This is a genomic window from Glutamicibacter sp. NPDC090743 (assembly GCF_044769125.1).
GTDB lineage: Bacteria > Actinomycetota > Actinomycetes > Actinomycetales > Micrococcaceae > Glutamicibacter.
Genome location: NZ_JBIVXE010000007.1, coordinates 1283 through 25328, shown reverse-complemented (window position 1 = coordinate 25328; position 24046 = coordinate 1283). Strand labels below are relative to the sequence as shown.

Here is a 24046-nt window from a genome sequence, read left to right as displayed (position 1 = left end):
GATAAACCTGATTCTTCGAGCTGTAAGCTCTTTTCAAGGTTATCGGTCGAAGCAAAAGATCTTGGTTTTTTGGGTTCTTCCACGGCGAGCCTTTACCTTGAACCTTAGCTCTAATGTTGTATGCGAGCTGAACGCAATCTGGCATTTACGGGAAGGGCGCGATGCGCACCATTGAAAAGCTCGCCAGCTGGGCGGAAGCCGAGCCAGGCAGCAAGCAGGCAAGGGTCCGTGTGCTCCTCCAGGCCCAACTGGACGACGGGCAATTCATCGTGGTGCTCGACGACCGCGGATGGTCCAGCAGCGAAGAATGGGCGCAGGTGACGCCGGCCGGAATCCGCGAAACCGCGTTGGTTGTGGTGGGCCCGGATGAACCGGCACCGGGGTGGAGACGGGCCGAGGAGCTGCATGCTTATTGGGAGTACATCCAGTCGATTCTCGCTGCGCAACAGCTGCACGCGTCGATCAACGAGCTGATGGCTCTGGATCATGAGGTCCAGTTCGGCCCGCGCCTGCACACCGCGGCCGGCCACTGACCTGCGTGCTTCTGGGCCGAAAACCGGAATCATCATGAACCAGGATTCCCGCGCCATGCACCGCTTGGACGGTACGCGAACTGCTTGACCACCTCTGCGATCTGGCCCTAGCCACCGGCCAGGCACTGGAGGGTGATCCTGCCGTGGAGTCCCCGGCTGGGCAGCGCCCTGGTGCCCAGCCCGATCATCCGCTGGCTATTCGGATAAGTTCTTGATCCTGGCGCATTCCGGTGGTCGAATGGTTCCACACGCGCCGGCATCCGGCGGCATAAGGGGCGAGGCAGATGTTCACGGGAATGCTCAGCAATTGCACGGTATCGAATTTGGCCCGGGCCGAGCACTGGTACGCGCGGCTCTTCAACCGGGCGCCGGACCAGCGGCCCATGGACGGGCTGCTCGAATGGCATCTGGCCCCGGGATTCGGAGTCCAGGTCTTCGCGGAGCCCGACCGTGCCGGATACAGCACGCTGGTCCTGGAAGTGGCCGACCTCGACGCGCAGGCCGCGCGCCTGCTGGATGCGGGCATCGGGCATCACGGCCCGCAGCCTGGCGGCGGAGCACGGATCGTGCAGCTGCAGGATCCCGACGGCAACCGGGTGGTGCTCGCTTCGCCCTTGCCCGGCCTCTCGCGCTGAGCCGGGCATCAGGCTCTCAGGCTTGCTCGGCCAACCAGTCGAAAGACAACGGCAGCAGCTCGCGAATGCCGATGCTGCGCGCCCCGTGCGGGGTATCGACGATGACCCGCAGCCACGGATAGCTATCAGCCATCACCTGGCGGCAGCGCCCGCACGGGCTTTTGATGCCGCGCCCCTGGTTGCCCACCGCCACCACCACCTGCGGATCCCTTGCCCCGGCCGCACGGGCCGCACCGAAGGCCACCAGCTCTGCACACGGGCCTCCGGTGAAGTGGTAGAAATTCACGCCCGCGTGCATGGCGCCGTCGGCAGCCAGCACCGCGGCACCCATGGTGTGCACCCCGTCGCCGCCATCGGGCGCGTCGGTTGCTGCCTCAATGGTCCGCCGGGCGAGTTCGACCAGTTCTTCCTCGGCGTCTGCCAGTGCACGATACTGCTGCCGGTGCGGTGTCCCGTTCATTGCTCCAGCCTAGCTGCCCAGTTCCGCAAGCCACGGGTCCCAAGCCTGGCTGGCCATCTCCGCCAGCAGGTCGTATCCTGCTGCGCGCGGGTGCGCTCCATCATCGGCGGCCACTTGGCGGCGCCACAGCTCATGTCCCGCAAGATCCCCGAACACGCTTAGATAAGGCACATTCCTCGACGCGCACCGTGCCCGCATTTGCGCATCCAGCTCGCGCAGTTCCGCGTTCAATGCATCATCGGCGATCGGCGGCGGACCGATCATGAGAACCGGCCAATTGCGTTCCTTTGCCGCATCCAGGATGGCCTCGAGGTTCTGGATCCGTTCTCCGGCGGCCACCCGCGGCTTCGCGTCCCAGCGGATCACGTCGTTGACCCCGAAGCAGAGCACCACGCCTGGCGCGTAATCCCCTGGCGGAAAGCGTGCGGCGCATTCAGCTTCGAATCGCTGCCGGATCATGGCGCTGGTATCGCCGCGAACACCGAGGTTGTAGCCGGTGAGCCCATGGCCCCGTTCGATTCCCCGGGCGACCAGCCGCCCCGCCCATCCGCGATGGGTTTCATCGCCGACTCCTGCGACGAAGGAATCGCCGACAAAGCACACTCGTACCGCTGAACCCATGATGCCTTTCCGCCTGCTGGCTGCTGCGCCCGGCTAGGCCCTATCTTGCCAAAGGCGCCCAGACGCAGAAAATCCGTTACCCGAACGTGTCGGATAACGGATTTCCAGCAAGGTCCTAGTGGCCTTCGACGCTGCTCTCGTCGAATGGAAGGCTGCCCGCCAGTACGGCCTTGGCCTGGTCCATGTCGATCTCCCTGGTCCACTTGCCGATCAGCAAGGTTGCCACGGCGTTGCCGGTGAAGTTGGTCAGCGCGCGGGCCTCGGACATGAACTTGTCGATGCCCACGATCACGCCCATGCCGTCCAGCAGTTCCGGGCGGTGCGACTGCAGGCCGGCTGCCAGGGTGGCCAGGCCGGCGCCGGTCACGCCGGCTGCGCCCTTGGAAGCGATGATCATGAAGACCAGCAGGCCGATCTGCTCGCTCAGGCTCATGGGCATGCCCATGGCCGTTGAGACGAAGAGTGCCGCCATGGTCAGGTAGATGGCGGTGCCATCGAGGTTGAAGGAGTAGCCGGTAGGCACGGTGATGCCGACGACGGGCTTGGACACCCCTGCGTGCTCCATCTTGGCGATCAGGCGCGGCAGTGCCGACTCGGAGGATGAGGTGGAGAAGATCAGCAGGTATTCGCGAGCCAGGTACTTCAGCAGTAAGAAGATGTTCAGGCCGGTGACCAGGCGCAACAGGGAACCGAGGACGACGACGATGAAGAGCGCGCAGGTTACGTAGAAGGCACCCATGAGGATCGCCATCGAGCCGATGGCGGCCCAGCCGGTAGCGCCGACCACTGCGGCAATGGCACCGAAGGCACCGATCGGGGCAGCCCACATGATCATCATCATCAGGCGGAAGACCACCGCCTGGATGTGCTTGACTGCGTTGAGCACAGGCTCGCCGGACTTGCCCATGGACTGCAGCGCGAAGCCGACCAGCAGGGCCAGCACCAGGGTCGGCAGCACGGGGATGTCGCCCGGAATCATTTCCAGCAGGAAGGCCACGGTGGAGTTCTCCCCGCCGCCGGATCCCGACTCGTACGGCTCGAGCTTCAGCCCCGAACCCGGGTGGATGATGTTGCCGACGACCAGTCCGATGGCCAGCGCAAAGGTGGACATGGTGATGAAGTACAGCAGCGCCAGGCCGCCGACCTTGCCGACGGTTGCCGCCTTGGCAATGGAACCAACGCCCAGGACGATGGTGCAGAAGATGACTGGACCGATCAGCATCTTGATCAGTGCGACGAATCCGGTGCCCAGGGGCTTGAGGGCCTTGCCCACCTCCGGGGCCAGCAGGCCGACTGCTGCGCCGAGCACCACGGCGGCAATCACCATGATGTACAGCCAGTGGGTCTTGTCTTTCTTCTTCGTTCCGGCCTGCGGCGAATTGCCTGCCGGCGGCATCTGGTCTGTGACAGCCATGGTAGTCCTACCCTTGTGAGCGCATGGAACCGAACCGTGCACCCTTGCACAGCCGGCATTACGTAGAATCGTTCTGTATCCATGGTGCGGTTCGAAGTGATCCGCATCTCCATTGCGTTCATATTGGTCACGCGGTGAACAGTACAAGGACCAGGCAGCACAAGGAGATGAGCGCAGTGACCGATCATTTCACCGACCTGTCGCTGGTCCGCCCCACCCGCGAGGCCGCCTCCCCCGCACCGCTCAGCCGCGACGGCTGGTCCCTGGCGGTAGTCATCTTCGCCGCCCAGATGCTGGTGGTCATCTTCGTCGTCGTCGGCCTGGCGGTCGCCACCTACCAGCACCAGGCGCAGGTGATCCAGGATGACAAGCAGGCCACGGTGGCCACGATTTCCATCACCCTGGCCAACGATCCTTTCGTGTCCCAGGCCCTGGCCGGCGATCACCCCACCGAGCAGCTGCAGCCCTACACCGACAAGATCCTGGACCGCGGGCAAGGCGTGGATTTCATTACGATCATGACCCCCGATGCCCTGCGCGTCACCCACCCCGACCCCGAGCAGCTGGGCAAGGGATATTCGGGCAGCATCAACCAGGCACTGGCCGGCCAGACCCACAACGAGGTGGCCGCGGGCACCTTGGGCCTATCGGTGCGCACCATCGCCCCGGTCTACCATGACGGCGAGCTGGTGGGGATGGTCTCTTCGGGCATCACGCTGGAGAGCCTGGAGTCGATCTACCGCAGCGAACTTCCGCAGATCATGACCGTTTCGGCGCTGGCCCTGCTGCTGGCGGGTTTCAGCTCATGGTCCTTCTCCCGCTACGTCAACCAGGCCACGCTCGGCTTCGGCCCGCACGGGCTGCGCCGGCTCTACGCCTTCTACTTCTCGGCCCTGCACTCGGTTCGCGAGGGCCTGGTCCTGCTGGACCGGCGGCACCGCATCGTGCTCTACAACCAGGAAGCTTCAAGATTGCTCGGCTTCCCCGAGGAAGTGCCTTCCGGCGGATTGGACCTCGACCAGGTGCAGATCCCCGAAACCCTGCGCACCCTGATGGCGACCGGACGCAGCTGCAAGGACGAAATCCATTTGGGCACCCACACCGTGCTGTCCATTTCCCAGGGCCCGGCCCGCCTGACCAACGCGCGATTGCCCCGCCGCGGCGGGCTGCCGGCCCGCTGGTTCGGCTCCCAGCCGGTGACCGGCCAGGTCATGACGCTGCGCGATTTGACCGAAGTGCAGGAACTGGCCGGCGAAGTGCAATCGCTGAAGACCTTCTCCACCGCCCTGCGAGCGCAAACCCATGAGCATGCCAACCGCCTGCACACCATTGCCACGCTGATCGAAAATGGCCAGAGCGACAAGGCGCTGGCCTTCGCGGTCGATGACCGCCAGCATTCGCAGAAGCTCACCGATGCGATCGTGCATTCCATCGACGACGTCTATCTTTCCAGCCTGCTGGTGGCCAAGGCCGCCCAAGCCCATGAGCGCGGCGTGAAGCTCGATATCAACGCGCAGGGCATGATTCCGGGCAATGCCTTTGCCGCCACCGACATCGTCACCATCGTCGGCAACTTGCTGGATAACGCGCTGGATGCTTCGGCGGGCACCCAGGACGCGACGGTGTGGGTGGAAGTGGCCGCGGCCGATGACGAGCTGATCATCGCGGTGGCCGATTCCGGCCCGGGCATCGAACCCGAGTTCCTCGATCAGCTGCTGCGCTTCGGGGCCAGCACCAAGGCCGGCGGCCAGCCGCGCGGCCTGGGGCTGGCACTGGTGCAGCAGGCGGTGCTGCGGCTAGGTGGCACAATGGGTGTTGATAACGATGCCGGCGCAATCTTCACCGTCACCTTGCCCTTGAGAATCAGCGACTAGCCCAGGAGGGTACCGTGCACGAATCCCCTGCAGCCACGCCCCCGCCGGGCACCGCCTCGCACAGCTTCAAGGTGCTCGTGGTCGACGACGAGCCGCAAACTGCCGCCTCCCACGCCAAGTACGTCAACCGCGTTCCGGGATTCGCCACCGGCGCCATTGCCGCCAACGGCCAGCAGGCGCTCGGGCTCCTGGCCGCGGCCCGCGATGCCCACGACCCCTTTGACCTGGTCCTGCTGGATATGACCCTGCCAGACCTGCACGGCATCGACGTCGCCAAGCGCATGCGCGGCCGCGGGCTGACCACCGACATCATCGCCATTACCGCGGTGCGGGACCTGGCTGTGGTGCGTTCGGCGGTAGCCACCGGAATCACCCAGTACCTGATCAAGCCCTTCACCTTCGCGGCGTTCACCGAGAAATTGGAGAACCACCGGCGGTTCATTTCCGAGATCAGCTCCACCGGTCCGGATACCAGCCAGGCCGCGCTGGATAATGCGTTCTCGGCCCTGCGCACCACCAGCGCTTCCGCGTCCCTGCCCAAGGGGTTGATTCCGGAAACGTTGGCGCAGATCACCGACCATCTGCGCAGCAAGCCCGATACCTGCCTGTCAGCGACCGAGCTCGGAGAAGAGCTGGGCATCTCCCGGGTCACCGCCCGGCGCTATCTGGAGCATCTTGCCGAGGTCAAGGCCGTGGTCAAGCAGCCCCGGCATGGCACACGAGGCCGCCCGGAATACGAATACCGGGCAGCCTCGCGCAGCTAGGCTCTGGTTTCCCCTAGGCTTCGGGCCGCAGCAGCGGCACCAGTTCGTCGAGCACCGCGGTGTCCTCGATGGTCGATGGGACCGAGTAGTCCTTGCCATCGGCAATCTGCCGCATGGTCTTGCGCAGGATCTTGCCCGAACGGGTTTTGGGCAGCGCCGCCACGACGGTGACTTCGCGGAAGTCGGCCACCGCGCCGATATGCTGGCGCACCAGCGCGACGATTTCCTTCTTCAGCGTTTCCTCCTGGATCTGCACACCGGACTTGAGCACCACATAGCCGCTGGCCCGTTGGCCCTTGAGCGCGTCGGCCAGGCCGATCACCGCGCATTCGGCCACGGCGGGATGGCTTGCCAGGACCTGCTCCATGGCACCGGTGGACAGGCGGTGCCCGGACACGTTGATCACGTCATCGGTTCGCCCCATGACGAACAGGTAGCCGTCGTCGTCCAGGAAGCCGGAATCGCCGGTGAGGTAGCACCCCTGGATCTGCGAGAGGTAGGTGTCGATGAAGCGCTGGTCGTTGCCCCACAGGGTGGTCAAGGCGCCGGGCGGCAAGGGTAGCCGGACAACGATGTTGCCTTCCTGGTTCGCGCCGAGCTGCTCGCCCAGCGCATCGCGGATCTGCACGTCGAACCCGGGTACCGGGGTGGTCGGCGAACCGGCCTTGGCAGGCAGCTCTTCCAGGCCCAGCGGGTTGGACGCGATCGGCCAGCCGGTTTCGGTCTGCCACCAGTTATCCACCACGGGGATGCCCAGCAGCTTCGAGGCGAAGTGGTAGGTATCCGGATCCAGCCGCTCGCCGGCGACGAACAGCGCACGCAGCGATGACAGATCGTGGCTGGCGATCATCGCGCCTTCCGGGTCGGCCTTGCGCACCGCGCGCAGCGCAGTCGGCGCGGTGAACATCGTGGTGACCTTGTGGTCCTCGATGATCCGGCCGAACGCGCCGGCATCCGGAGTGCCGATGGGCTTGCCCTCGTAGAGCACCGTGGTGGCCCCGGCGATCAGCGGCGCATAAACGATGTAGGAGTGTCCGACCACCCAGCCCACGTCGGAGGCGGTGAACATGGTGTCTCCCGGATGCACGTCGTAGACCGCGTTCATGGAGTACTGCAGGGCCGTGGCGTAGCCGCCGGTGTCGCGCACCACGCCCTTCGGGGCACCGGTGGTTCCCGAGGTGTAGAGCACGTAGAGCGGGTGGGTGGATGGCACGGATACTGGCCCGGCCGGCGAAGAGGTCTTCGCCTGCTCATCCCAGTCCAGCCAATTGATCTCCTGGCCGTTGACCTGCTTGCCCTGGTATTCGTCCAAGGAGTGCCCGAAACCATCCCGATGGGCGACGATCACGTCCCTGACCGCAGGCTCGGCCAGGCTCAACGCCTCGGCCACGGCCGGCAGGTATTCGATGCGGCGGCTTGGCTCGATGCCGCCAGAGGCGGTGACGATCGCGACCGGGGCGCAGTCGGTAATGCGGGCAGCCAGTTCCTTGGGCGCGAAGCCGCCGAAGACCACCGAGTGGATTGCACCGAGGCGTGCGCAAGCAAGCATCGCGATGGCCGCCTGCGGGATCATCGGCAGGTAGACCAGCACGCGGTCGCCGGTCTTCACGCCGCGTTCGGCCAGCACCCCGGCGAAGATTTCCACTTCGCGCAGCAGCTCGGAGTAGGAGTACTCGGTGACAGTGCCCAGCATTGCCGAATCGTAGATCAGGGCGGTGCTATCTCCGCGGCCGGCTTGAACGTGGCGGTCCAGCGCATTGGCCGAAAGATTCAGCGTGCCATCCGGAAACCAGCCATACAGCGGCTTGCGCGAATCATCCAGCGCAATCTGCGGCGCTTTGTCCCAATGGATATCCTGGGCAGCTTGCAGCCAGAATGCGGCTGGGTCATTGGTGGCTTGGTCAAAGGCCTGACGGTATTCCTGCGCCATGGTTCTCTCCTCCTGGCCCCGGGCGTCATTACCCGGCACCTGTGTGGTGGTTGAGGTCGTCCTCTTGGCATTAACTGTATGAGTACGATCACATCATCGCAACTTCTTTGTATACATATTTCGAAAAAATCCCAAAAAAATTTGGCACAGCTCACATATTTTCGGGTTTCATGTATACACTGGAGCCATGAGAGCAAGCGACAAGGTTTACGAGAGCCTCCGTGCCGACATCGTCGAATGGCGGCTGGCTCCAGGTACCGTTCTTGCCGAAGTGGAACAGTCAGAACGCCTGGGCGTTTCCCGCACTCCGGTGCGCGAGGCCTTGGGCCGATTGGTCGCCGACGGCTTGGCGGTACAGCATCGCGGACGCGGTGCTGTCGTCTCCGAAGTCAGTGAAGACCACGTAGAAGACCTGTTCGTATTGCGCCTGGCATTGGAATGCGCCAGCGCACGCGAAGCTGCCAAGTCCGCGCAGCGATCGGCCTTCAATCAGCTGGCCGGCCGCTTCGAAGCAGCCGTCACGGAGGTGGAACTTCCCGGCTCCCGGGAGTCCTACTACCAGCTGGTGCAGCTGCTGGACGAGTCCATCGACGAAGCAGCTGGCAACAAGTACTTGTCCAACGCACTGCGCACCTTGCGGGTGAACCTGCAACGGGTGCGGCGCATGGCCAAGGACAATCCCGAAAGGCTTAAGGCTTCCGCCTCCGAGCACGCGGCCATCGCGAGAGCGATCGCCAGCGGAAACCCCGAGGTCGCAGCCGCGGCCACCACAGTTCACCTGCACCAATCCTTCACCCACATCATGGCCCACGCGGCCGGATCAGAAAGGCAGTTACCATGATCAACCACCCAGTACGCGTATACCGCTCAGAGGAAAACCTGGCTCGCGAAGACCAGCTGGCACATAAGATCGCCACGGTTGCTGCCGATCCGGTAGAGGTCACCGCAGAAGTGACCGACATGATCATCAACCGCATCATCGATAATGCTTCGGTCGCGATCGCTTCGCTGAACCGCGGCCCGATCGTCGCCGCCCGTGCCCAGGCACTGGCCCACGCCCCATCCACCGGCGGTGCCGGCGCCAGCGTCTTCGGCATTTCCGAGAAGGTCTCCCCGGAATGGGCCGCATGGGCTAACGGCGTGGCCGTGCGCGAATTGGACTACCACGACACCTTCCTGGCTGCCGAGTACTCCCACCCGGGCGACAACATCCCGCCGATCCTGGCGGTTGCCCAGCACACCGGAGCTTCGGGCAAGGACCTGATCCGCGGCATCGCCACCGGCTACGAGATCCAGGTGGACCTGGTCAAGGCCATCTGCCTGCACAAGCACAAGATCGACCACGTAGCGCACCTGGGCCCATCGGCCGCTGCCGGCATCGGCACCCTGCTGGGACTGGATGTCGAGACCATCTTCCAGGCCGTTGGCCAGGGCCTGCACACCACCACCGCCACCCGCCAGTCGCGCAAGGGTGAAATCTCCACCTGGAAGGCCCACGCCCCGGCCTTCGCCGGCAAGATGGCCGTCGAGGCTGCCGACCGCGCGATGCGCGGCCAGACCTCCCCCGTGCCAATCTACGAAGGCGAAGACGGCGTTATCGCCTGGATGCTTGACGGCAAGGATGCCGCTTACGAGGTGCCGCTGCCGGAGGCTGGCGAAGCCAAGCGCGCCATCCTGGACACCTACACCAAGGAGCACTCGGCCGAGTACCAGGCGCAGGCCTGGATCGATTTGGCCCGCAAGCTGCATGGCGAGCACCCGGAGGCCACCGACCCGGAGAACGTCAAGTCGGTGCTGATCAAGACCAGCCACCACACGCACTACGTTATCGGCTCCGGAGCGAACGACCCGCAGAAGTACGATCCGACCGCATCGCGCGAGACCCTGGATCACTCGATCCCTTACATCTTCACCGTGGCCCTGCAGGATGGCGCATGGCACCACGTGGATTCGTACTCACCAGAGCGTGCCGGCCGCGCCGACACCGTGGATCTGTGGAACAAGGTCACCACCGAAGAAGATGCCGAATGGACCCGACGCTACCACTCGCTGGATATCGCGGAGAAGGCTTTCGGCGGCTCGGTGGAAATCACCTTGAACGATGGCACCGTGATCACTGATGAAATTGCCGTAGCCAACGCGCACCCACTGGGCGCACGTCCCTTCGCCCGCGAGCAGTACATCAACAAGTTCCGCACCCTGGCCACCGGCCTGGTGGACGACGCTGAGATCGACCGCTTCATCGCGGCCGCCCAGAACCTGGAAAACCTGGCCGCCGGCGAATTGGATCAGCTGAACATCAACGCCGCAGCGGGTGTCATCGACGCCGCGGCCGCACCGAAGGGCCTGTTCTAACATGTTGTACTCAACCAAAACCCCCGCAGAAAAGCGCCTTGCGCTGCGCGAGATGCTCACCCCGGGAGCTGCGCGCCAGTTCCCCGGAGCCTTCAACCCGCTCTCAGCCAAGCTGATCAGCGAGAAGCAGTTCGACGGAATCTACATCTCCGGCGCGGTCCTGGCCAACGATCTGGGCCTTCCGGATATCGGCCTGACCTCGCTGACCGAGGTAGCAACCCGCGCCGGGCAGATCGCGCGCATGTCGGACCTGCCGGCGATCGTGGATGCCGATACCGGATTCGGCGAGCCGATGAATGTGGCCCGCACCATCCAGGAACTCGAATACGCCGGCCTGGCCGGCTGCCACATCGAGGACCAGTTCAACCCGAAGCGTTGCGGGCACCTGGATGGCAAAAACGTGGTGGACACCGAGACCATGCTCAAGCGCATCGCCGCTGCCGCTGATGCACGCATCGATGAGAACTTCCTGATCATGGCCCGCACCGATATCCGTGCGGTCGAGGGCCTGGATGCGGCGATCGACCGCGCCAAGGCGATGGTCGATGCTGGTGCCGACGCGATCTTCCCGGAGGCGATGAAGAACGTCGCCGAATTCGAGGCAGTATGCAATGCGGTCGACGTGCCGGTACTGGCGAACATGACCGAGTTCGGCAAGTCCGAGCTGTTCAACCGCCAGGAACTGGCCGATGCAGGCGTCGCGCTGATCATCTATCCGGTCACCTTGCTGCGTAGCGCCATGGGCGCGGCTGAACGCGTACTGGATGCCATCAGCGAGGATGGCACCCAGGCACGTGAAGTGGATAACATGTTGACCAGGTCACGTTTGTACGAGCTCGTGGACTACGAGGCCTACAACCGCTTCGACACCGGAATCTTCAACTTCCAGGTCCCAACCCTGGACATTGATTCCAACAGCGCGAACCTCTAGGCTCGCAAGCACCTACTACCCCCTGCGCCGGCCGGCACCCGCCGGCCGGCGCGACCCAAAGCATTATTATTCTCCGGCAATGAAGAGGAGCAAGAATGACTGCCACCGAGGAAATCAAGAAGGGCCTAGCAGGCGTCGTCGTTGACTACACCGCCGTCTCCAAGGTCAATCCAGACACCAACTCGCTGCTCTACCGCGGCTACCCGGTCCAGGACCTGGCCGCGAACAAGTCCTTCGAAGAGGTCGCCTTGCTGCTCTGGACCGGCGAGCTGCCAACGCAAAGCGAACTGACCGAGTTCAGCGCTTTCGAGCGGGCCAACCGCGCGCTGGACCCGCGGGTGAAGGCCGCCATCGACCTGCTGCCAGCTGACTGCCATCCCATGGATGTGGGCCGTACCGCCGTCTCGGTAATCGGCGCCAACCACCCCGAGGCCGAGAACTCCTCCCCCGAGGCGGAGCTGCTCAAGGCCAAGGAGCTGTTCGCGGCCTTCCCGGCGGTGGTTGCCTACGACCAGCGCCGCCGCCGCGGCCAGGACGCGGTCGCTCCGCGCGGAGATCTGGATTACTCCTCGAACTTCCTGTGGATGGCCTTCGGCGAAGAAGCAGCCCCCGAGGTTGTCGACGCGTTCCGCGTATCGATGGTGCTCTATGCCGAGCACTCCTTCAACGCTTCGACCTTCACCGCGCGCGTGATCACCTCGACCCTCTCCGACCTGCACTCGGCTGTCACCGGGGCGATCGGCGCACTGAAGGGCCCCCTGCACGGCGGCGCCAACGAAGCTGTCATGCATACCTTCAACGAGATCGGCATCGACAAGGAAGAATCCCGCGAGGATGCAGCCAAGCGCGCCAAGTCGTGGATGGAAGAGGCACTGGCCGCCAAGAAGAAGGTCATGGGCTTCGGCCACCGCGTCTACAAGCACGGCGACTCACGCGTGCCAACCATGAAGGCCGCGCTGGATCGCATGATCGAGCACTACGGCCGCCATGAGATGCTGGGCTTGTACGACGGCCTGGAGGCAGCCATGGACGAGGCCAAGTCCATCAAGCCGAACCTCGACTACCCGGCCGGCCCTACCTATCATCTGATGGGCTTCGACACCGAGATGTTCACCCCGATCTTCATCGCGGCACGCATCACCGGCTGGACCAGCCACATCTTCGAGCAGCGCGCAGCCAATGCGTTGATCCGCCCGCTTTCGGCTTATAACGGCGTGGAGCAGCGCTCGCTGTAGACACACTTCGACTCCCGGTATTGGCCGCGGGTATGGCACAGCCGTGCCAGCCCGTGGCCATTGCCGTGCCAGCTGCGGAACGGCATCGGCTTGCCGTCGTTGCCCGAAGTTGCAGTCCCAGGCCAATGGGCCTATCGTTTAACGATAGATACATTCCGAAGAACGATAAGGTCTATTGCCATGGGAAAATTCAGCATTATCGGTTTGAAGGTAGTTCTGGCCGTGATCCTGGCCGGCACGCTTTTTGTGCAGCTGTTCATGATCCCGATGATCTTGATCCACGAGTCGCCGAGCAACGGCACCGACAAGTTCTTTCAAGCCTCTTTCCTCGGCTACTTGCTTCTCACCGGGCTCATCATTGAAACCTGCGTCTACAGCGTGTGGAAACTAGCCACGAGAGTTAAACGCGGCACCGTTTTCGATCCCGCTTCCCTGGGCTATGTAACGCCGATCATCATTGCCTTCACGATCGGCGCCCTATCCACTTTTGCCCTCGGAGCGATCTTCGCCGCCAGCACGGAAATTGCACCCGGAGTCGTGCTTCTTGTTGGTGGAGCCGGGGTGCTGATGATCGGCATCAGCATCATCGTGCTCGTACTGCGGCAGTTGCTCGCACAAGCGGCGATGACCGAAGCCCAAGCCGATGCGCTCCGTACCGAACTGGGCGGCGTGATTTAATGGGAATCCGCGTAGATATAGACGTGATGCTGGCCCGCCGCAAAATGGCCGTCGGCGAGTTGGCCGAACGCATCGGCATTACCCCGGCCAACCTCGCGGTGCTCAAGAACGGGCGCGCCAAGGCCGTACGTTTCAGCACCCTTGAAGCCCTCTGCCGGGAATTGGAATGCCAACCCGGCGACCTTTTGATCTTCGAAACCGAACAGGACTAGATGCAGCTCGCTGGCTAGTCCCAGTTCTCGAAGCTGATGCTCTGCACCGAGGTGTTGTCCTGCGCCAGCACGATCTCGACGGTAAATTTCCCGCCGGCTACGAGTTGCGGCAGCCACAACGGGGAATCCTGCCACATCTGCTCCAAGGGCAAGGCCGCCGGATCGGCCCACAGCGGCTCGAGCTCCTCGGTGATGTGCAGCTGGCCCGATGCCTTCCAGGCAATGAAGGTGGCGCATTCCATGTCGGCTGCCGGCTGGGCGGGGAACCGGAAATTGACCTGCGCCGCAGGCTCCAGCTCCTCCGGAGCGAGGAGCAGTCCGGTTTCCTCGGAGAATTCCCGGATGGCCGCTTGCCGCGCGCTCTCTCCCTGCTCGATCTTGCCGCCAGGCAACACGATATTGCCCTTGCCGAATCCGCGACGCTTGCGTCCGAGCAACACGTGCAGCCGTCCTTCGCGCTCCTGCAGCAGCGCCACGAGGGCTACCTGCTTGGCAGAACGCACCTGGTGGCCGGCGACCACTAGTTCACCCTCGGGTGGGCCAGCTGGTAGGCCTCACGCAGCGAATCCACGGTGACCTTGGTGTAGATCTGCGTGGTGGTGACCGATGCATGTCCCAGCAACTCCTGGACAACACGCACATCCGCGCCGCCCTCCAGCAAATGAGTGGCGAAGGAATGGCGCAGCGTATGCGGAGAAACCTCGGTGGAAACCCCGGCGCGCTCAGCGGCCTTCGAAAGCAACAGCCACACCGATTGGCGGGAAAGCCGTCCCCCGCGCTGGTTCAGGAACAACGCTGGAGTTCCCTTGCCCTTGGCGGCTAGCCCGGGACGGGCACGCACCAGATAATCGCTCACCGCACGCTGGGCATAACCGCCCACCGGAACGACCCGCTCCTTGGATCCCTTGCCGAACAAGCGCACAACGGCATCGTCGGCAAAGTGCAGGTCATCGACGTCCAGGTCCACGACTTCGGAAATGCGCGCACCGGTGGAGTACAAGAATTCCAGAATCGCGCGATCCCTCAACCCGGCAGGGGTTTCGATGCTCACCGATTCGAGGATCCTGGTGACCTGATCTATGGAAATCGCTTTGGGCAGGGATTGCCCGATGGCGGGGGGCTGGATCTCGCGGGCCGGATTAGGCGCGCAAATCCCTTCAAGCTCCCAATACTTGTGCAGTTGACGGATGGCTACCGAATGACGTGCGACCGAGCGAGCGCTCAACGGCTTATGCTCCTCGTCTCCGCGGGATAGTTCCTGCAGGTAGCCGCTGATGGCCAGCTCGGTAATCTGCTGCGGTTGCGCGACACCGGCTGCCTGCAGCGCTTCAACGTAGCGAAGCAGATCCCTCCGGTAGGAAGCCAGTGTATTCTCGGCCAGCCCGCGCTCGATCGCCAGATGCTGCAGGTAGCGCTTGAGCGGGGTCTCGAAGTGGTCGCTCATCCTTCGCGCAGGTATGGGTGCACATCGAATGGCTCGTTCGCATCGCGCAGGTCCAAGTACTTGCTGGTACGGGCTGCATGAGCGGCAAGGATCGCGATTGTCGCGGTGGGATTATGGATCTTGCCTGCCAGCACGGCTGCGACGGCTTCCTCCAGCGGCACCCAGGTGCTGATCATTTCAGCTTCCTCCTCGGTACGCTCATGGCGCTGATCGGCGGCAACCAGTTTCGCATCGCGCGCGAGGTAGACTCGCACTGCCTCGGCCGAGGAGCCCGGGCTCAAGAAGACATCGGTGAGGATCGACCAGTGCTCGGCGGTACGATCCGCTTCTTCCCATAATTCGCGCTTGGCAGCTTCCAAAGGTGGTTCTCCAGCCACATCGAGCAGCCCGGCAGGGATTTCCCACAGCCGCATGCCTACCGGGTGGCGGTACTGGTTGACCATCAAGATGCGTTCTTCAGCATCCATGACCAGAACGCATACAGCACCGGGGTGGTTGATGTAATCGCGTTCAATGGTCGCCCCGGATTCGGAGAGCTTCACCGTGTCATGGATGACGTCCCAGATCCGTCCCTCGTACACGGTTTCACGGTTCAGCAATTCACGTGGTGAGAATTCATCGGCTATAGGATGCAGCGGCACGAGGATCGTCCTTCGGTAGAAAAAGCTGGTCGGTATTCTCCAGCTTAAACAGCTACGCGCCGGTCAGTAACGACCGGCGCGCAGTGCCTTCAGAGTTTTACCTCCGGCAAGCTGTATTACTTACTTGCGCAGCTCCAGAGCTGCCTCGACCAGACCTGCAAACAGCGGGTGCGGGCGAGTCGGGCGGCTGGAGAGCTCAGGGTGAGCCTGCGTCGAAACGTAGTACGGGTGTACTTCCCTTGGCAGTTCAACGAACTCGACCAGGTTGCCATCTGGCGAGGTGCCAGCGAAGACCAGGCCAGCTTCTTCGAGCTGCGCGCGGTACGAGTTGTTGACCTCGTAGCGGTGGCGATGGCGCTCCGCAACCTCGGTCTTGCCGTAGGTCTCAGCCAGAACCGATCCCTCAAGCAGCTTTGCGTCGTACAGGCCCAAACGCATGGTGCCGCCCAGGTCGCCCTTGCCTTCAACGATGTCCAGCTGCTCTTCCATGGTCGCGATGACCGGGGTCGAGGTTTCAGGATCGAATTCGGTGGACGATGCATCGGTGAGGCCAGCCATGTTGCGGGCGTATTCGATGACCATCGACTGCAGTCCCAGGCACAGGCCCAGGGTTGGCAGCTTGTTTTCGCGAGCGAAGCGCAGCGCGCCCAGCTTGCCTTCCAGACCGCGGATGCCGAAGCCACCGGGGACGCAGATTGCCTCTGCACCCTCAAGCGCCTTGGCGGCCCCTGCTTCGGTAGCGCAGTCATCTGCTGGTACCCAGCGGATGTTGACCTTGGCGTTGTTTGCGAACCCGCCGGCACGCAGGGCTTCGGTGACCGACAGGTAGGCATCGGGCAGATCGATGTACTTGCCCACCAAAGCTACGGTCAGCTCGGTTGCGGGGTTGTGCACGACTTCGAGCAAGCGATCCCACGAAGCCCAGTCGACGTCGCGGAACTTCATCTCCAAGGTCTGGACGATGTAAGCGTCCAGGCCCTGGGAGTGGATGACCTTTGGGATGTCGTAGATGCTTGGAGCATCGGCGCAGTTGATCACTGCTTCGGTGTCCACATCGCAGGTACGGCCGAGCTTGGCGCGCATTTCTGCCGGGATTGGACGGTCCGAGCGGATTACCAGCGAATCTGGCTGGATACCGATCGAACGCAAAGCGGCAACGGAGTGCTGGGTAGGCTTGGTCTTCAGTTCATGGCTAGGGCCGATGAATGGAACCAGAGAAACGTGTACGAAGAATGCGTTCTTGCGGCCGATGTCCTGGCGGACCTGGCGTGCTGCTTCGAGGAATGGCTGGGATTCGATATCGCCGACGGTGCCACCGATTTCCGTGATGATGACGTCAGGTGCCGACTTGCCGGCCCCTGGTTCGGTTGCTGCCAAGCGCATACGACGCTTGATCTCATCGGTGATGTGAGGGATGACCTGAACGGTATCGCCGAGGTATTCACCGCGACGTTCGCGTTCCAGAACGGTCGAGTAGACCTGTCCGGTGGTCACGTTGGCGGTACCCGGAAGGTTCTCATCCAGGAAACGCTCATAGTGTCCGATATCCAGATCGGTTTCTGCGCCATCGTCAGTAACGAAGACTTCACCGTGCTGGAAGGGGTTCATAGTACCTGGATCGACGTTCAGGTACGGGTCGAGCTTCTGCATGGTCACTGAGAGACCACGAGCTCGAAGTAGATGTCCAAGGCTGGATGCCGTCAATCCCTTACCCAGGGAAGAGGCCACACCGCCGGTGACGAAGATATGCTTTGTCGTTTCAGACGACCGAGAATCACGAGTTGAATTACGCTGCACCACGGGATTTCATCCTATCACCATTCCAATATTTCGCATCCTCATAAGACTCTAGTGCACCTCCGGCCAATGCCCTAGCATTGCCGTAATTCAGGGGCTCACCAAGACTTTTAGGCTTTCGCCATTTTCTTGGAGGTGAGCGATGACACTAGGTTCTGCGCTTCTTCAAGCAACTCCTCAGCATGCGCCTGCGCCGTGCCGGATTCCTCTTGGCCGGCGAGCATGCGCGCAAGTTCCTTGACGCGGGCTTCCTGATCCAAGCTGATGACATCGCTGGCAGTGTAGCCAGCTCCCGCCTTCGACTTGGCATCTGAATTCTTGATCACACGAATGTGCCGATCCGCATAGGCGGCCACCTGGGGCAGGTGGGTCACGACGATGACCTGCACATGCTTTGCCAGCATCGCCAGGCGCTCGCCAATGGCCACCGCCGCTTTGCCACCCACGCCCTGGTCCACCTCGTCAAAGACGAAGGTCGGCACCGGGTCGACCGCCGCTAGGACGACTTCAATGGCCAGCATGACGCGGGAGAGCTCGCCGCCGCTGGCACCCTTGCCCAGCGGTCGCGGCGAGGCTCCGGCATGCGGGGCCAGCAGCATGGAAATCGCGTCCTGGCCGAAGGCACCTGGTTCTTCCAGTTCCTTCACCTCGATGACGAGCTTGGCATCCGGCATCGCCAGGGCCTTGAGCTCGGCTGAAACCTGCGCGGAGAGTTTCTTGGCAGCCTTGCGGCGCGCGTCGGAGAGGTCCGAGGCCAGCGAGGCCACCTTGTGCTCCAATTCAACGACTTCTGTTTCCAGCTCCTCGATGCGCGAGTCATCCCCACCGAGTTCTTCCAGACGGGTACGGGATTCGGCAGCCCAGGCGAGCACCTGATCAATGCTCGGTGCGTACTTGCGCATGAGCTTGCTCAAATCGGCACGGCGGGCTTCAATCTGCGCCAAGCGCTCCGGGCCTTCCTCATCGAGGTCGGCAACGTAGGCGGCAAGATCACTGGAGAGTTCCGAGGCGAGAATGCCCAGTTCCGCTGCCCGCTCCGCGAAGGCGGCCAGCGTAGTGTCATCGTCACTGGCCTGGGCCAGCACGCCGCGGGCGGTCTCCGCCAAGGTGGTAACGCCCGGGTTCTCGAAATCCTCGGAGTCGATGACGGCTTGCGCCTGCCGGCCGGCGGTGCGCAGGGACTCGACATTGCCCAGCTTCATGGATTGCTCGCGCAAGGCTTCGTCCTCGCCCGGCTGCGGATCCAAGGAATCGATCTCGTCCAGCGCCAGGCGCAAGTTCTCTGCTTCGCGGACGCGGTTGCGCGATTCGGTTTTGAGCCCCGCCAGTTCCTTGGAAGCCGATCGCCACTGGCGGTAGGCTCTCTGGTAGTTGCTTAGCGTGCGCGACAGCGAGCTACCTGCAAAACGGTCCAGGGCATCGCGTTGCGCCACCGGCTCTTTCAGGCGAATCTGGTCCGATTGGCCATGGACGGCCACCAGATCGTGCCCCAGCTCGGCCAGCAGGCCGACAGGGGCGCTGCGTCCGCCGATGGTGGCGCGTGAACGGCCTTGGGCCGAGAGCGAGCGGGAAAGCAGCAGTTCACTGTTCTCCCCCGCTGGTTCGATGAATGCGCCTGCCTGGCCTGCGGCATCGAGCACGTGGTGATCCGGCGGCAAGTGCACCACGGCTTCAGCCAGAGCGTGCTTGGCGCCGTTGCGCACCGCACCGGCATCGGCCCGGCGCCCGAGCAGCAGGGACAAGGCGGTGATCACCATGGTCTTGCCAGCGCCGGTTTCACCGGTGACTACCGTGAGTCCCGGACCAAGCGGAAGCGTGGCCTCGGTGATCACCCCAAGGTTGGATATCTGGATTTCCTGAATCAATGCCTGCTCCCGAATGTCGAGTTCAAGTCGTACCGTGCGCTTTTAGTATATGTGTTCGAACCCTATTTTTCGTAACTATGTTCGAGCGTGTGGAAAGTTTTTCTTCGAGGCCGCTATTCAGTCTTGGTCCTCGGGGCGTCCCACCATGGGAATGCCCGGTTCATCGCGGTAATGCGGATCGACGCTTTGCAGGCCTGGTCCGATCACCGGCAGTGCCGTAGTGGCCGGACGGCGCGTCTCTTCCTTCGCTGGACCGCGCCAACCGGTAATGGGCAGCTCGAACTTGTTGACCAGGCGCTCGGAAAACGGCGTCGTGTTCAATCGCGCCATGTACACCGGGCGGTCACTGCGCGTTACTTCCACACGGGCTCCCGGCGGCAGCTCGATGGTGCGCCGTCCATCGCACCAGAGCACGGCCCCGGCATCGGTGCGGGTCAGCATTTCGACGGCCATGATCGAATCCGGGGAAATGACCAGGGGCTTGGCGAACAGTGCGTGCGCGGAGATCGGCACCATGATCAGCGCCGCCACGTCCGGCCAGACCACCGGGCCGCCGGCGGAGAAGGAGTACGCGGTGGAACCGGTAGGCGTGGCCATCACGACACCATCGCAACCGAAGGTGGAGATCGGCCGGCCGTCGACCTCGATCACGACCTCGACCATGCGTTCGCGGTTGGCCTTTTCCACCGCGGCCTCGTTCAAGGCCCAGGTCTCGGCGAGGCAGACGTTGTCCAGCCACACCTTGACCTCCATGGTCATGCGTTCTTCCACGGTGTAGGTCTCATTGACCAGCGCTTCCACGGTGGAGGCCAGTTCGCTGCGTTCAGCTTCGGCGAGGAAACCCACATGCCCGAGGTTTACCCCCACCAGCGGCATCGGGGATTCCCGCACCAATTCCGCGGCACGCAACACGGAGCCATCGCCACCGAGCACCACGCCCATGTCGACGTCCTCGATCTGGCAATCCTCGCCGAGCACCTGCACCGAAGGCACAGCCGCGCCGATCGCTTCAGTCATCGCCAGCTGGTCCTTGCCGCGCATCACCGGGATAGCTCCGGCGGCGTTGAGCAGGGCGCAGGTTTCTATGGCCGCGGTGATCGCTTCTTGGCGTCCGGTATGGGTGAAAATCAGGATTCGGCGCAAGGCGGTCGGCCCCTCTCAGCATCGCGAGGTGCAAAATGACCGTGGTTATCGACCACGGCTAAAACACGTCACTACTAAGAATAGTCAACATCCTGCCCGATGCGTGGAACATCGGCAGGCTGTGGATCCTCTCCTGCGGCAAGCCAAAGGAAGAATTCGACATTGCCGTCCTGTCCCGGCAGCGGGCTACGTGCCAGCCCGCGCAGGTGCAGTCCCGCGGCTTGCGCGCTGGCGACCACTGCTTCAACGGAGCTGCGGCGCAGGGCGGGATCGGTGACCACGCCGGTGCGGTTCAGGTGTTCGCGCCCGACCTCGAACTGCGGCTTGACCATCAGCAGCAGGAAGCCGCCGTCCTTGGCGGCCCCGGCCAAGGCGTCGATCACCAGGCGCAGCGAAATAAAGGACAAGTCGGCTACTACGAAGTCGACTGGTCCCCCAATATCTTCGGGGGCCAGATAGCGGACGTTCAGTCCTTCGTGGACCGTGACGCGGGGGTCTTCGCGCAGCTCGTCGACCAGCTGGCCATGGCCTACATCGGCTGCGACCACAGATTTCGCACCGCGGCGCAACAGCACGTCGGTGAAGCCGCCGGTCGAGGCACCGGCGTCCAGGCAGTGCAGGCCAGCGGGGTCAATAGTCGTAAAAGCATCTAGGGCTCCGGCGAGCTTATGCCCGGCACGGGAGACGTATTCTTCGCCTTCGCTGGGCACCAGGGCCAGCTCATCGGTGGCGGAAACCTTCTTGGCGGCCTTGGTGGCGGCCTGCCCGTTCAGCAGCACCCGCTGGGCATCGATCAGCTTGGCTGCTTCGGTGCGCGAGCGCGCCAGCCCACGGGTGACAAGTTCTTGATCCAGGCGATTCACGCGCCGTGCTCCGTACGATTCAGTTCTTGCTGCAGGCCGGCGAGCAGTTGCTCATAGATTCCGGCATGCTCGGTAATGTCATGGTCGGCCAGGGAAGACAGCGCCTGCTCCACTGCTGCATCATCCGGCCCGCGAGGGCCAGGGCTCGGAAGAGGATTCTGCGGCTGCATGCTTAGCCCCGGATCTTGCGCAGGGCATCGAGCCCGCGTTCGGTAAACCGGATTTCCGGTTCTTCGTGCCCCGACTGGCGCGGATGGGCCAGCCACCAGGCATGGCAGGCGGCGCGCCAGGCATTCAGGTCCTGGTCGCTGCCCGAGACTTCGATCGCGCCGTTATCGACCTTGGCAACCGCGTCGCCGACCTGCACGCCGTAGCCCAGTACCTTGATGGTCGGGTACGGCCGGTACAGATCAGCCATCGAATTGATGAGGTAGTTGGGGCGCTGCTCGACCGGTGCGCCCAGTGCTGTGCGCGGCGTGTCCACACCGGTCAGCACCAGCGCGGTGGAGAACCCGGCACGGAAGCCGCCAAGGATGTCGGTATCCAGGCGGTCGCCGACGACCAGCGGGCGCTGGGAATCCAGTCGGTCCGCGGCCCGAGCGAACAGGTAGGATTCGGGTTTGCCCGCCACGCGTGGTTCCACGCTCGTGGCCAGTTTCACCGCATTGACCAGCGATCCGTTGCCCGGGGCCAGGCCCTCGGCGCGCGGAATCGTCAGGTCGGTGTTGGTGGCAACCCATTGGGCACCGTGATTGATCGCGTAGCTGGCCTCGGCCAGGTTCTTCCACGAGATGTCCGGGTCGAACCCCTGGATCACCGCTACGGGTTCTTCCTTATGGGATTCGACGACTTCCAACCCGCGCACGGCAATGCATTCGCGCAGGTAGGGGGAACCCACCACCAAAACCTTGGATCCCGGATTCAATTCGCGGGCCAGCATCTCCGCACCGGCGTCGGCAGAACCCAAAACCTGCTCAGCGCTGGTTTTCACGCCCAGCTGGCGCAGGTGGGCCGCGACGGACATCGGCGAACGCCCAGCATTGTTGGTAATGAACGCCAAGGTGACATTCACTTCCGCGAGGGTGTTCAGCGACTCCACGGCGTCGTCAATGGCGTTCGGGCCAGCATAGACGACGCCGTCCAAGTCGGAGAGGACGGAATCAAATCCGGAAATCAGCATTCGGTGGTGGTTCCTACTACTCGAGGTATTTGGCTACTACGCCAAAGCTTACTTCGCCGATTCTTCTTCCACGTCAGCTTCGCCAGCTTCCGTGTCGGATTCGATGACTTCGTTCAGGTCATCTTCCTCGTCGATGCCGGTCTGGTCGGCTTCTGCCTCTTCTGCTTCTTCGGCCTCTGCTTCTGCATCTGCTTCTTCAGCCTCGGCGTCGGCATCTGCGTCTTCAGCTTCCGAAGGCTCGATCAGATCCTTGGCGCGTGGGGTTTCCTCTTCCTCATCCATCTCCGGAGCCAGGTCCATGATGAAGGATTCGGTTTCACGCTCGATGCCCAGGGCGCTTTCTGCAACCTCGACCTGAGCGTTCCAGCGCTTCGCATCTTCTGTACGGCCGGCAGCCGACAGCAGATCAGCGTAGGCAGTGAACAAACGTGGGCTGAAGGAGAAGGCACGGTTGAAGTTCAGCTGTTCCAGCGACTCCAGCTCAGCCAGAGCCTTATCCAGCTTGCCCAAGTCACCATACGAACCGGCAGCAACCATCTGCATTTCAACCTTGACGGCGCTTTCCAGATTGGCGCATTCCTCGGACTGGGCGAGCTCGATTGCCTTCTCTGGGCGGCCCAGGCCACGCAACGAGTCAGCGATCAATGGCAGGTTGTAGTCCGAACCGGAAATACGACGGTGGGTACGCAGTTCGCGCAGTGCATCGGCGTACTTGCCAGCGTGGTAGGCAGCGATGCCAACGGCCTCGCGAACCACCGCGACACGGCCGCCGCGGCGCGATGCTGCCAGGGTGTGCTCGTATGCCAGCTCTGGGTCGTCTTCCAGCAGGCGGCCAGCCATCACCAGGTGCTTTGCGACCCAGCTTGCCGAGCGCTCTTCGAGGTAACGCAGCTGGGCGCGTGCTACGCGGTCCAACTCCTTACCGGTAACATCCTCATCGATATCTGGGGACTGTTCACGATCGGCACGGTTCGAGATGCGAAGATCGCCAGGATTATGTGCGCGCGGTGCGTCACCGCGCTTATCAGCAAAGCGGTCTTCACGTGCTGGGTACTCACCCTTCGAGCGACGGTCGTCGGCACGCTTGAAGCCACCACCGCGGTTGTCATCACGCTTGAAGCCACCGCCACGGTTGTCATCACGCTTGAAGCCACCACCGCGGTTGTCATCACGCTTGAAGCCACCGCCACGGTTGTCATCGCGACGCTCGCCGCGGAAACCACCACGGTCATCATTGCGGAAACCGCCACCGCGGTTGTCATCACGCTTGAAGCCGCCACCGCGGTTGTCATCGCGACGCTCGCCACGGAAGCCAGCACGGTCATCATTGCGGAAACCGCCACCGCGGTTGTCATCACGCTTGAAGCCACCGCCACGGTTGTCATCGCGACGCTCGCCACGGAAGCCAGCACGGTCATCATTGCGGAAACCGCCACCGCGGTTGTCATCACGCTTGAAGCCACCGCCACGC

Annotated in this window: 23 protein-coding genes and 1 pseudogene; 11 read left to right on the top strand and 13 right to left on the bottom strand. The window is 63.2% G+C overall.

Annotated elements, in window-relative coordinates; genetic code table 11:
* Positions 1-161 precede the first annotated feature (161 nt).
* From ACIQTS_RS14790 to ACIQTS_RS14780, 3 genes are all read left to right on the top strand, one after another.
* Entirely contained in the window at positions 162-533 is a 372-nt protein-coding gene (locus ACIQTS_RS14790; protein ID WP_400290610.1) for a hypothetical protein, read from the top strand.
* Between the two features lie 44 nt (positions 534-577).
* Complete coding sequence (locus ACIQTS_RS14785) at positions 578-748, top strand: maleylpyruvate isomerase N-terminal domain-containing protein (protein ID WP_400290988.1); 171 nt, start codon at positions 578-580, stop codon at positions 746-748.
* Positions 749-817: 69 nt separating this feature from the next.
* Entirely contained in the window at positions 818-1168 is a 351-nt protein-coding gene (locus tag ACIQTS_RS14780) for a VOC family protein (RefSeq protein ID WP_105659044.1), read from the top strand.
* Between the two features lie 16 nt (positions 1169-1184).
* Here ACIQTS_RS14780 and ACIQTS_RS14775 read toward each other — a convergent pair whose 3' ends face one another.
* The 3 genes from ACIQTS_RS14775 to ACIQTS_RS14765 form a co-directional block, all read right to left on the bottom strand.
* On the bottom strand, positions 1185-1628 hold the full coding sequence (locus tag ACIQTS_RS14775) for a cytidine deaminase (RefSeq protein WP_332595002.1): 444 nt from the start codon (positions 1626-1628) through the stop codon (positions 1185-1187).
* Positions 1629-1637: 9 nt separating this feature from the next.
* On the bottom strand, positions 1638-2249 hold the full coding sequence (locus ACIQTS_RS14770; RefSeq protein ID WP_400290606.1) for a GDSL-type esterase/lipase family protein: 612 nt from the start codon (positions 2247-2249) through the stop codon (positions 1638-1640).
* 115 nt (positions 2250-2364) lie between these two features.
* A complete protein-coding gene (locus tag ACIQTS_RS14765; protein ID WP_105659041.1) occupies positions 2365-3663 on the bottom strand; it encodes a cation:dicarboxylate symporter family transporter in 1299 nt (432 codons plus the stop codon).
* 167 nt (positions 3664-3830) lie between these two features.
* Between ACIQTS_RS14765 and ACIQTS_RS14760 the strand changes: the two genes are divergently transcribed.
* Together ACIQTS_RS14760 and ACIQTS_RS14755 are read left to right on the top strand one after the other, a co-directional pair.
* On the top strand, positions 3831-5537 hold the full coding sequence (locus ACIQTS_RS14760; protein ID WP_402473768.1) for an ATP-binding protein: 1707 nt from the start codon (positions 3831-3833) through the stop codon (positions 5535-5537).
* A gap of 14 nt (positions 5538-5551) precedes the next feature.
* Positions 5552-6301 (top strand): response regulator, encoded by a 750-nt coding sequence (locus ACIQTS_RS14755; protein ID WP_133834500.1) that lies wholly within the window; start codon positions 5552-5554, stop codon positions 6299-6301.
* A gap of 13 nt (positions 6302-6314) precedes the next feature.
* On the opposite strand, the pseudogene ACIQTS_RS14750 reads toward ACIQTS_RS14755, so the two are convergent.
* Positions 6315-8273 (bottom strand): annotated as a pseudogene (locus ACIQTS_RS14750) (AMP-binding protein); the annotation flags it as partial.
* A 145-nt stretch (positions 8274-8418) separates the two neighbouring features.
* On the opposite strand from ACIQTS_RS14750, the gene ACIQTS_RS14745 reads away from it, so the two are divergent.
* The 6 genes from ACIQTS_RS14745 (at position 8419) to ACIQTS_RS14720 (ending at position 13642) form a co-directional block, all read left to right on the top strand.
* The gene (locus tag ACIQTS_RS14745) at positions 8419-9072 is read left to right on the top strand and encodes a GntR family transcriptional regulator (RefSeq protein ID WP_400290604.1); all 654 of its coding nucleotides are present in this window, start codon (positions 8419-8421) and stop codon (positions 9070-9072) included.
* The gene (locus ACIQTS_RS14740; protein WP_402473767.1) at positions 9069-10586 is read left to right on the top strand and encodes an MmgE/PrpD family protein; all 1518 of its coding nucleotides are present in this window, start codon (positions 9069-9071) and stop codon (positions 10584-10586) included. The genes ACIQTS_RS14745 and ACIQTS_RS14740 overlap by 4 nt, the downstream gene beginning before the upstream one ends.
* A gap of 1 nt (position 10587) precedes the next feature.
* On the top strand, positions 10588-11517 hold the full coding sequence (prpB, locus tag ACIQTS_RS14735) for a methylisocitrate lyase (RefSeq protein WP_402473766.1): 930 nt from the start codon (positions 10588-10590) through the stop codon (positions 11515-11517).
* A 95-nt stretch (positions 11518-11612) separates the two neighbouring features.
* A complete protein-coding gene (locus ACIQTS_RS14730) occupies positions 11613-12752 on the top strand; it encodes a bifunctional 2-methylcitrate synthase/citrate synthase (protein ID WP_105659034.1) in 1140 nt (379 codons plus the stop codon).
* Positions 12753-12932: 180 nt separating this feature from the next.
* Complete coding sequence (locus ACIQTS_RS14725; protein WP_402473765.1) at positions 12933-13430, top strand: DUF2975 domain-containing protein; 498 nt, start codon at positions 12933-12935, stop codon at positions 13428-13430.
* Positions 13430-13642 carry a helix-turn-helix transcriptional regulator gene (locus tag ACIQTS_RS14720; protein ID WP_105659032.1) on the top strand — a complete coding sequence of 71 codons (213 nt, stop codon included), beginning with the start codon at positions 13430-13432 and terminating at the stop codon, positions 13640-13642. Before ACIQTS_RS14725 ends, ACIQTS_RS14720 begins: the two co-directional genes overlap by 1 nt.
* A gap of 14 nt (positions 13643-13656) precedes the next feature.
* On the opposite strand, the gene ACIQTS_RS14715 is transcribed toward ACIQTS_RS14720, so the two are convergent.
* The 9 genes from ACIQTS_RS14715 to ACIQTS_RS14675 form a co-directional block, all read right to left on the bottom strand.
* Positions 13657-14163 carry an NUDIX domain-containing protein gene (locus ACIQTS_RS14715; protein WP_332595000.1) on the bottom strand — a complete coding sequence of 169 codons (507 nt, stop codon included), beginning with the start codon at positions 14161-14163 and terminating at the stop codon, positions 13657-13659.
* Entirely contained in the window at positions 14163-15086 is a 924-nt protein-coding gene (xerD, locus tag ACIQTS_RS14710; RefSeq protein WP_402473764.1) for a site-specific tyrosine recombinase XerD, read from the bottom strand. The genes ACIQTS_RS14715 and xerD overlap by 1 nt, the downstream gene beginning before the upstream one ends.
* Positions 15083-15727 (bottom strand): NUDIX hydrolase, encoded by a 645-nt coding sequence (locus tag ACIQTS_RS14705; RefSeq protein WP_105659029.1) that lies wholly within the window; start codon positions 15725-15727, stop codon positions 15083-15085. The genes xerD and ACIQTS_RS14705 overlap by 4 nt, the downstream gene beginning before the upstream one ends.
* 120 nt (positions 15728-15847) lie before the next feature.
* On the bottom strand, positions 15848-17527 hold the full coding sequence (locus ACIQTS_RS14700; RefSeq protein WP_332487349.1) for a CTP synthase: 1680 nt from the start codon (positions 17525-17527) through the stop codon (positions 15848-15850).
* A gap of 107 nt (positions 17528-17634) precedes the next feature.
* Entirely contained in the window at positions 17635-19389 is a 1755-nt protein-coding gene (recN, locus tag ACIQTS_RS14695; RefSeq protein WP_402473763.1) for a DNA repair protein RecN, read from the bottom strand.
* A 117-nt stretch (positions 19390-19506) separates the two neighbouring features.
* Positions 19507-20532 carry an NAD kinase gene (locus tag ACIQTS_RS14690; RefSeq protein WP_402473762.1) on the bottom strand — a complete coding sequence of 342 codons (1026 nt, stop codon included), beginning with the start codon at positions 20530-20532 and terminating at the stop codon, positions 19507-19509.
* A 74-nt stretch (positions 20533-20606) separates the two neighbouring features.
* Complete coding sequence (locus ACIQTS_RS14685; RefSeq protein ID WP_402473761.1) at positions 20607-21395, bottom strand: TlyA family RNA methyltransferase; 789 nt, start codon at positions 21393-21395, stop codon at positions 20607-20609.
* 172 nt (positions 21396-21567) lie between these two features.
* Positions 21568-22575 (bottom strand): HAD-IIA family hydrolase, encoded by a 1008-nt coding sequence (locus ACIQTS_RS14680; protein WP_402473760.1) that lies wholly within the window; start codon positions 22573-22575, stop codon positions 21568-21570.
* Between the two features lie 48 nt (positions 22576-22623).
* The coding region (locus tag ACIQTS_RS14675; protein WP_402473759.1) for a hypothetical protein at positions 22624-24046 on the bottom strand (1423 nt) is incomplete at its 5' end.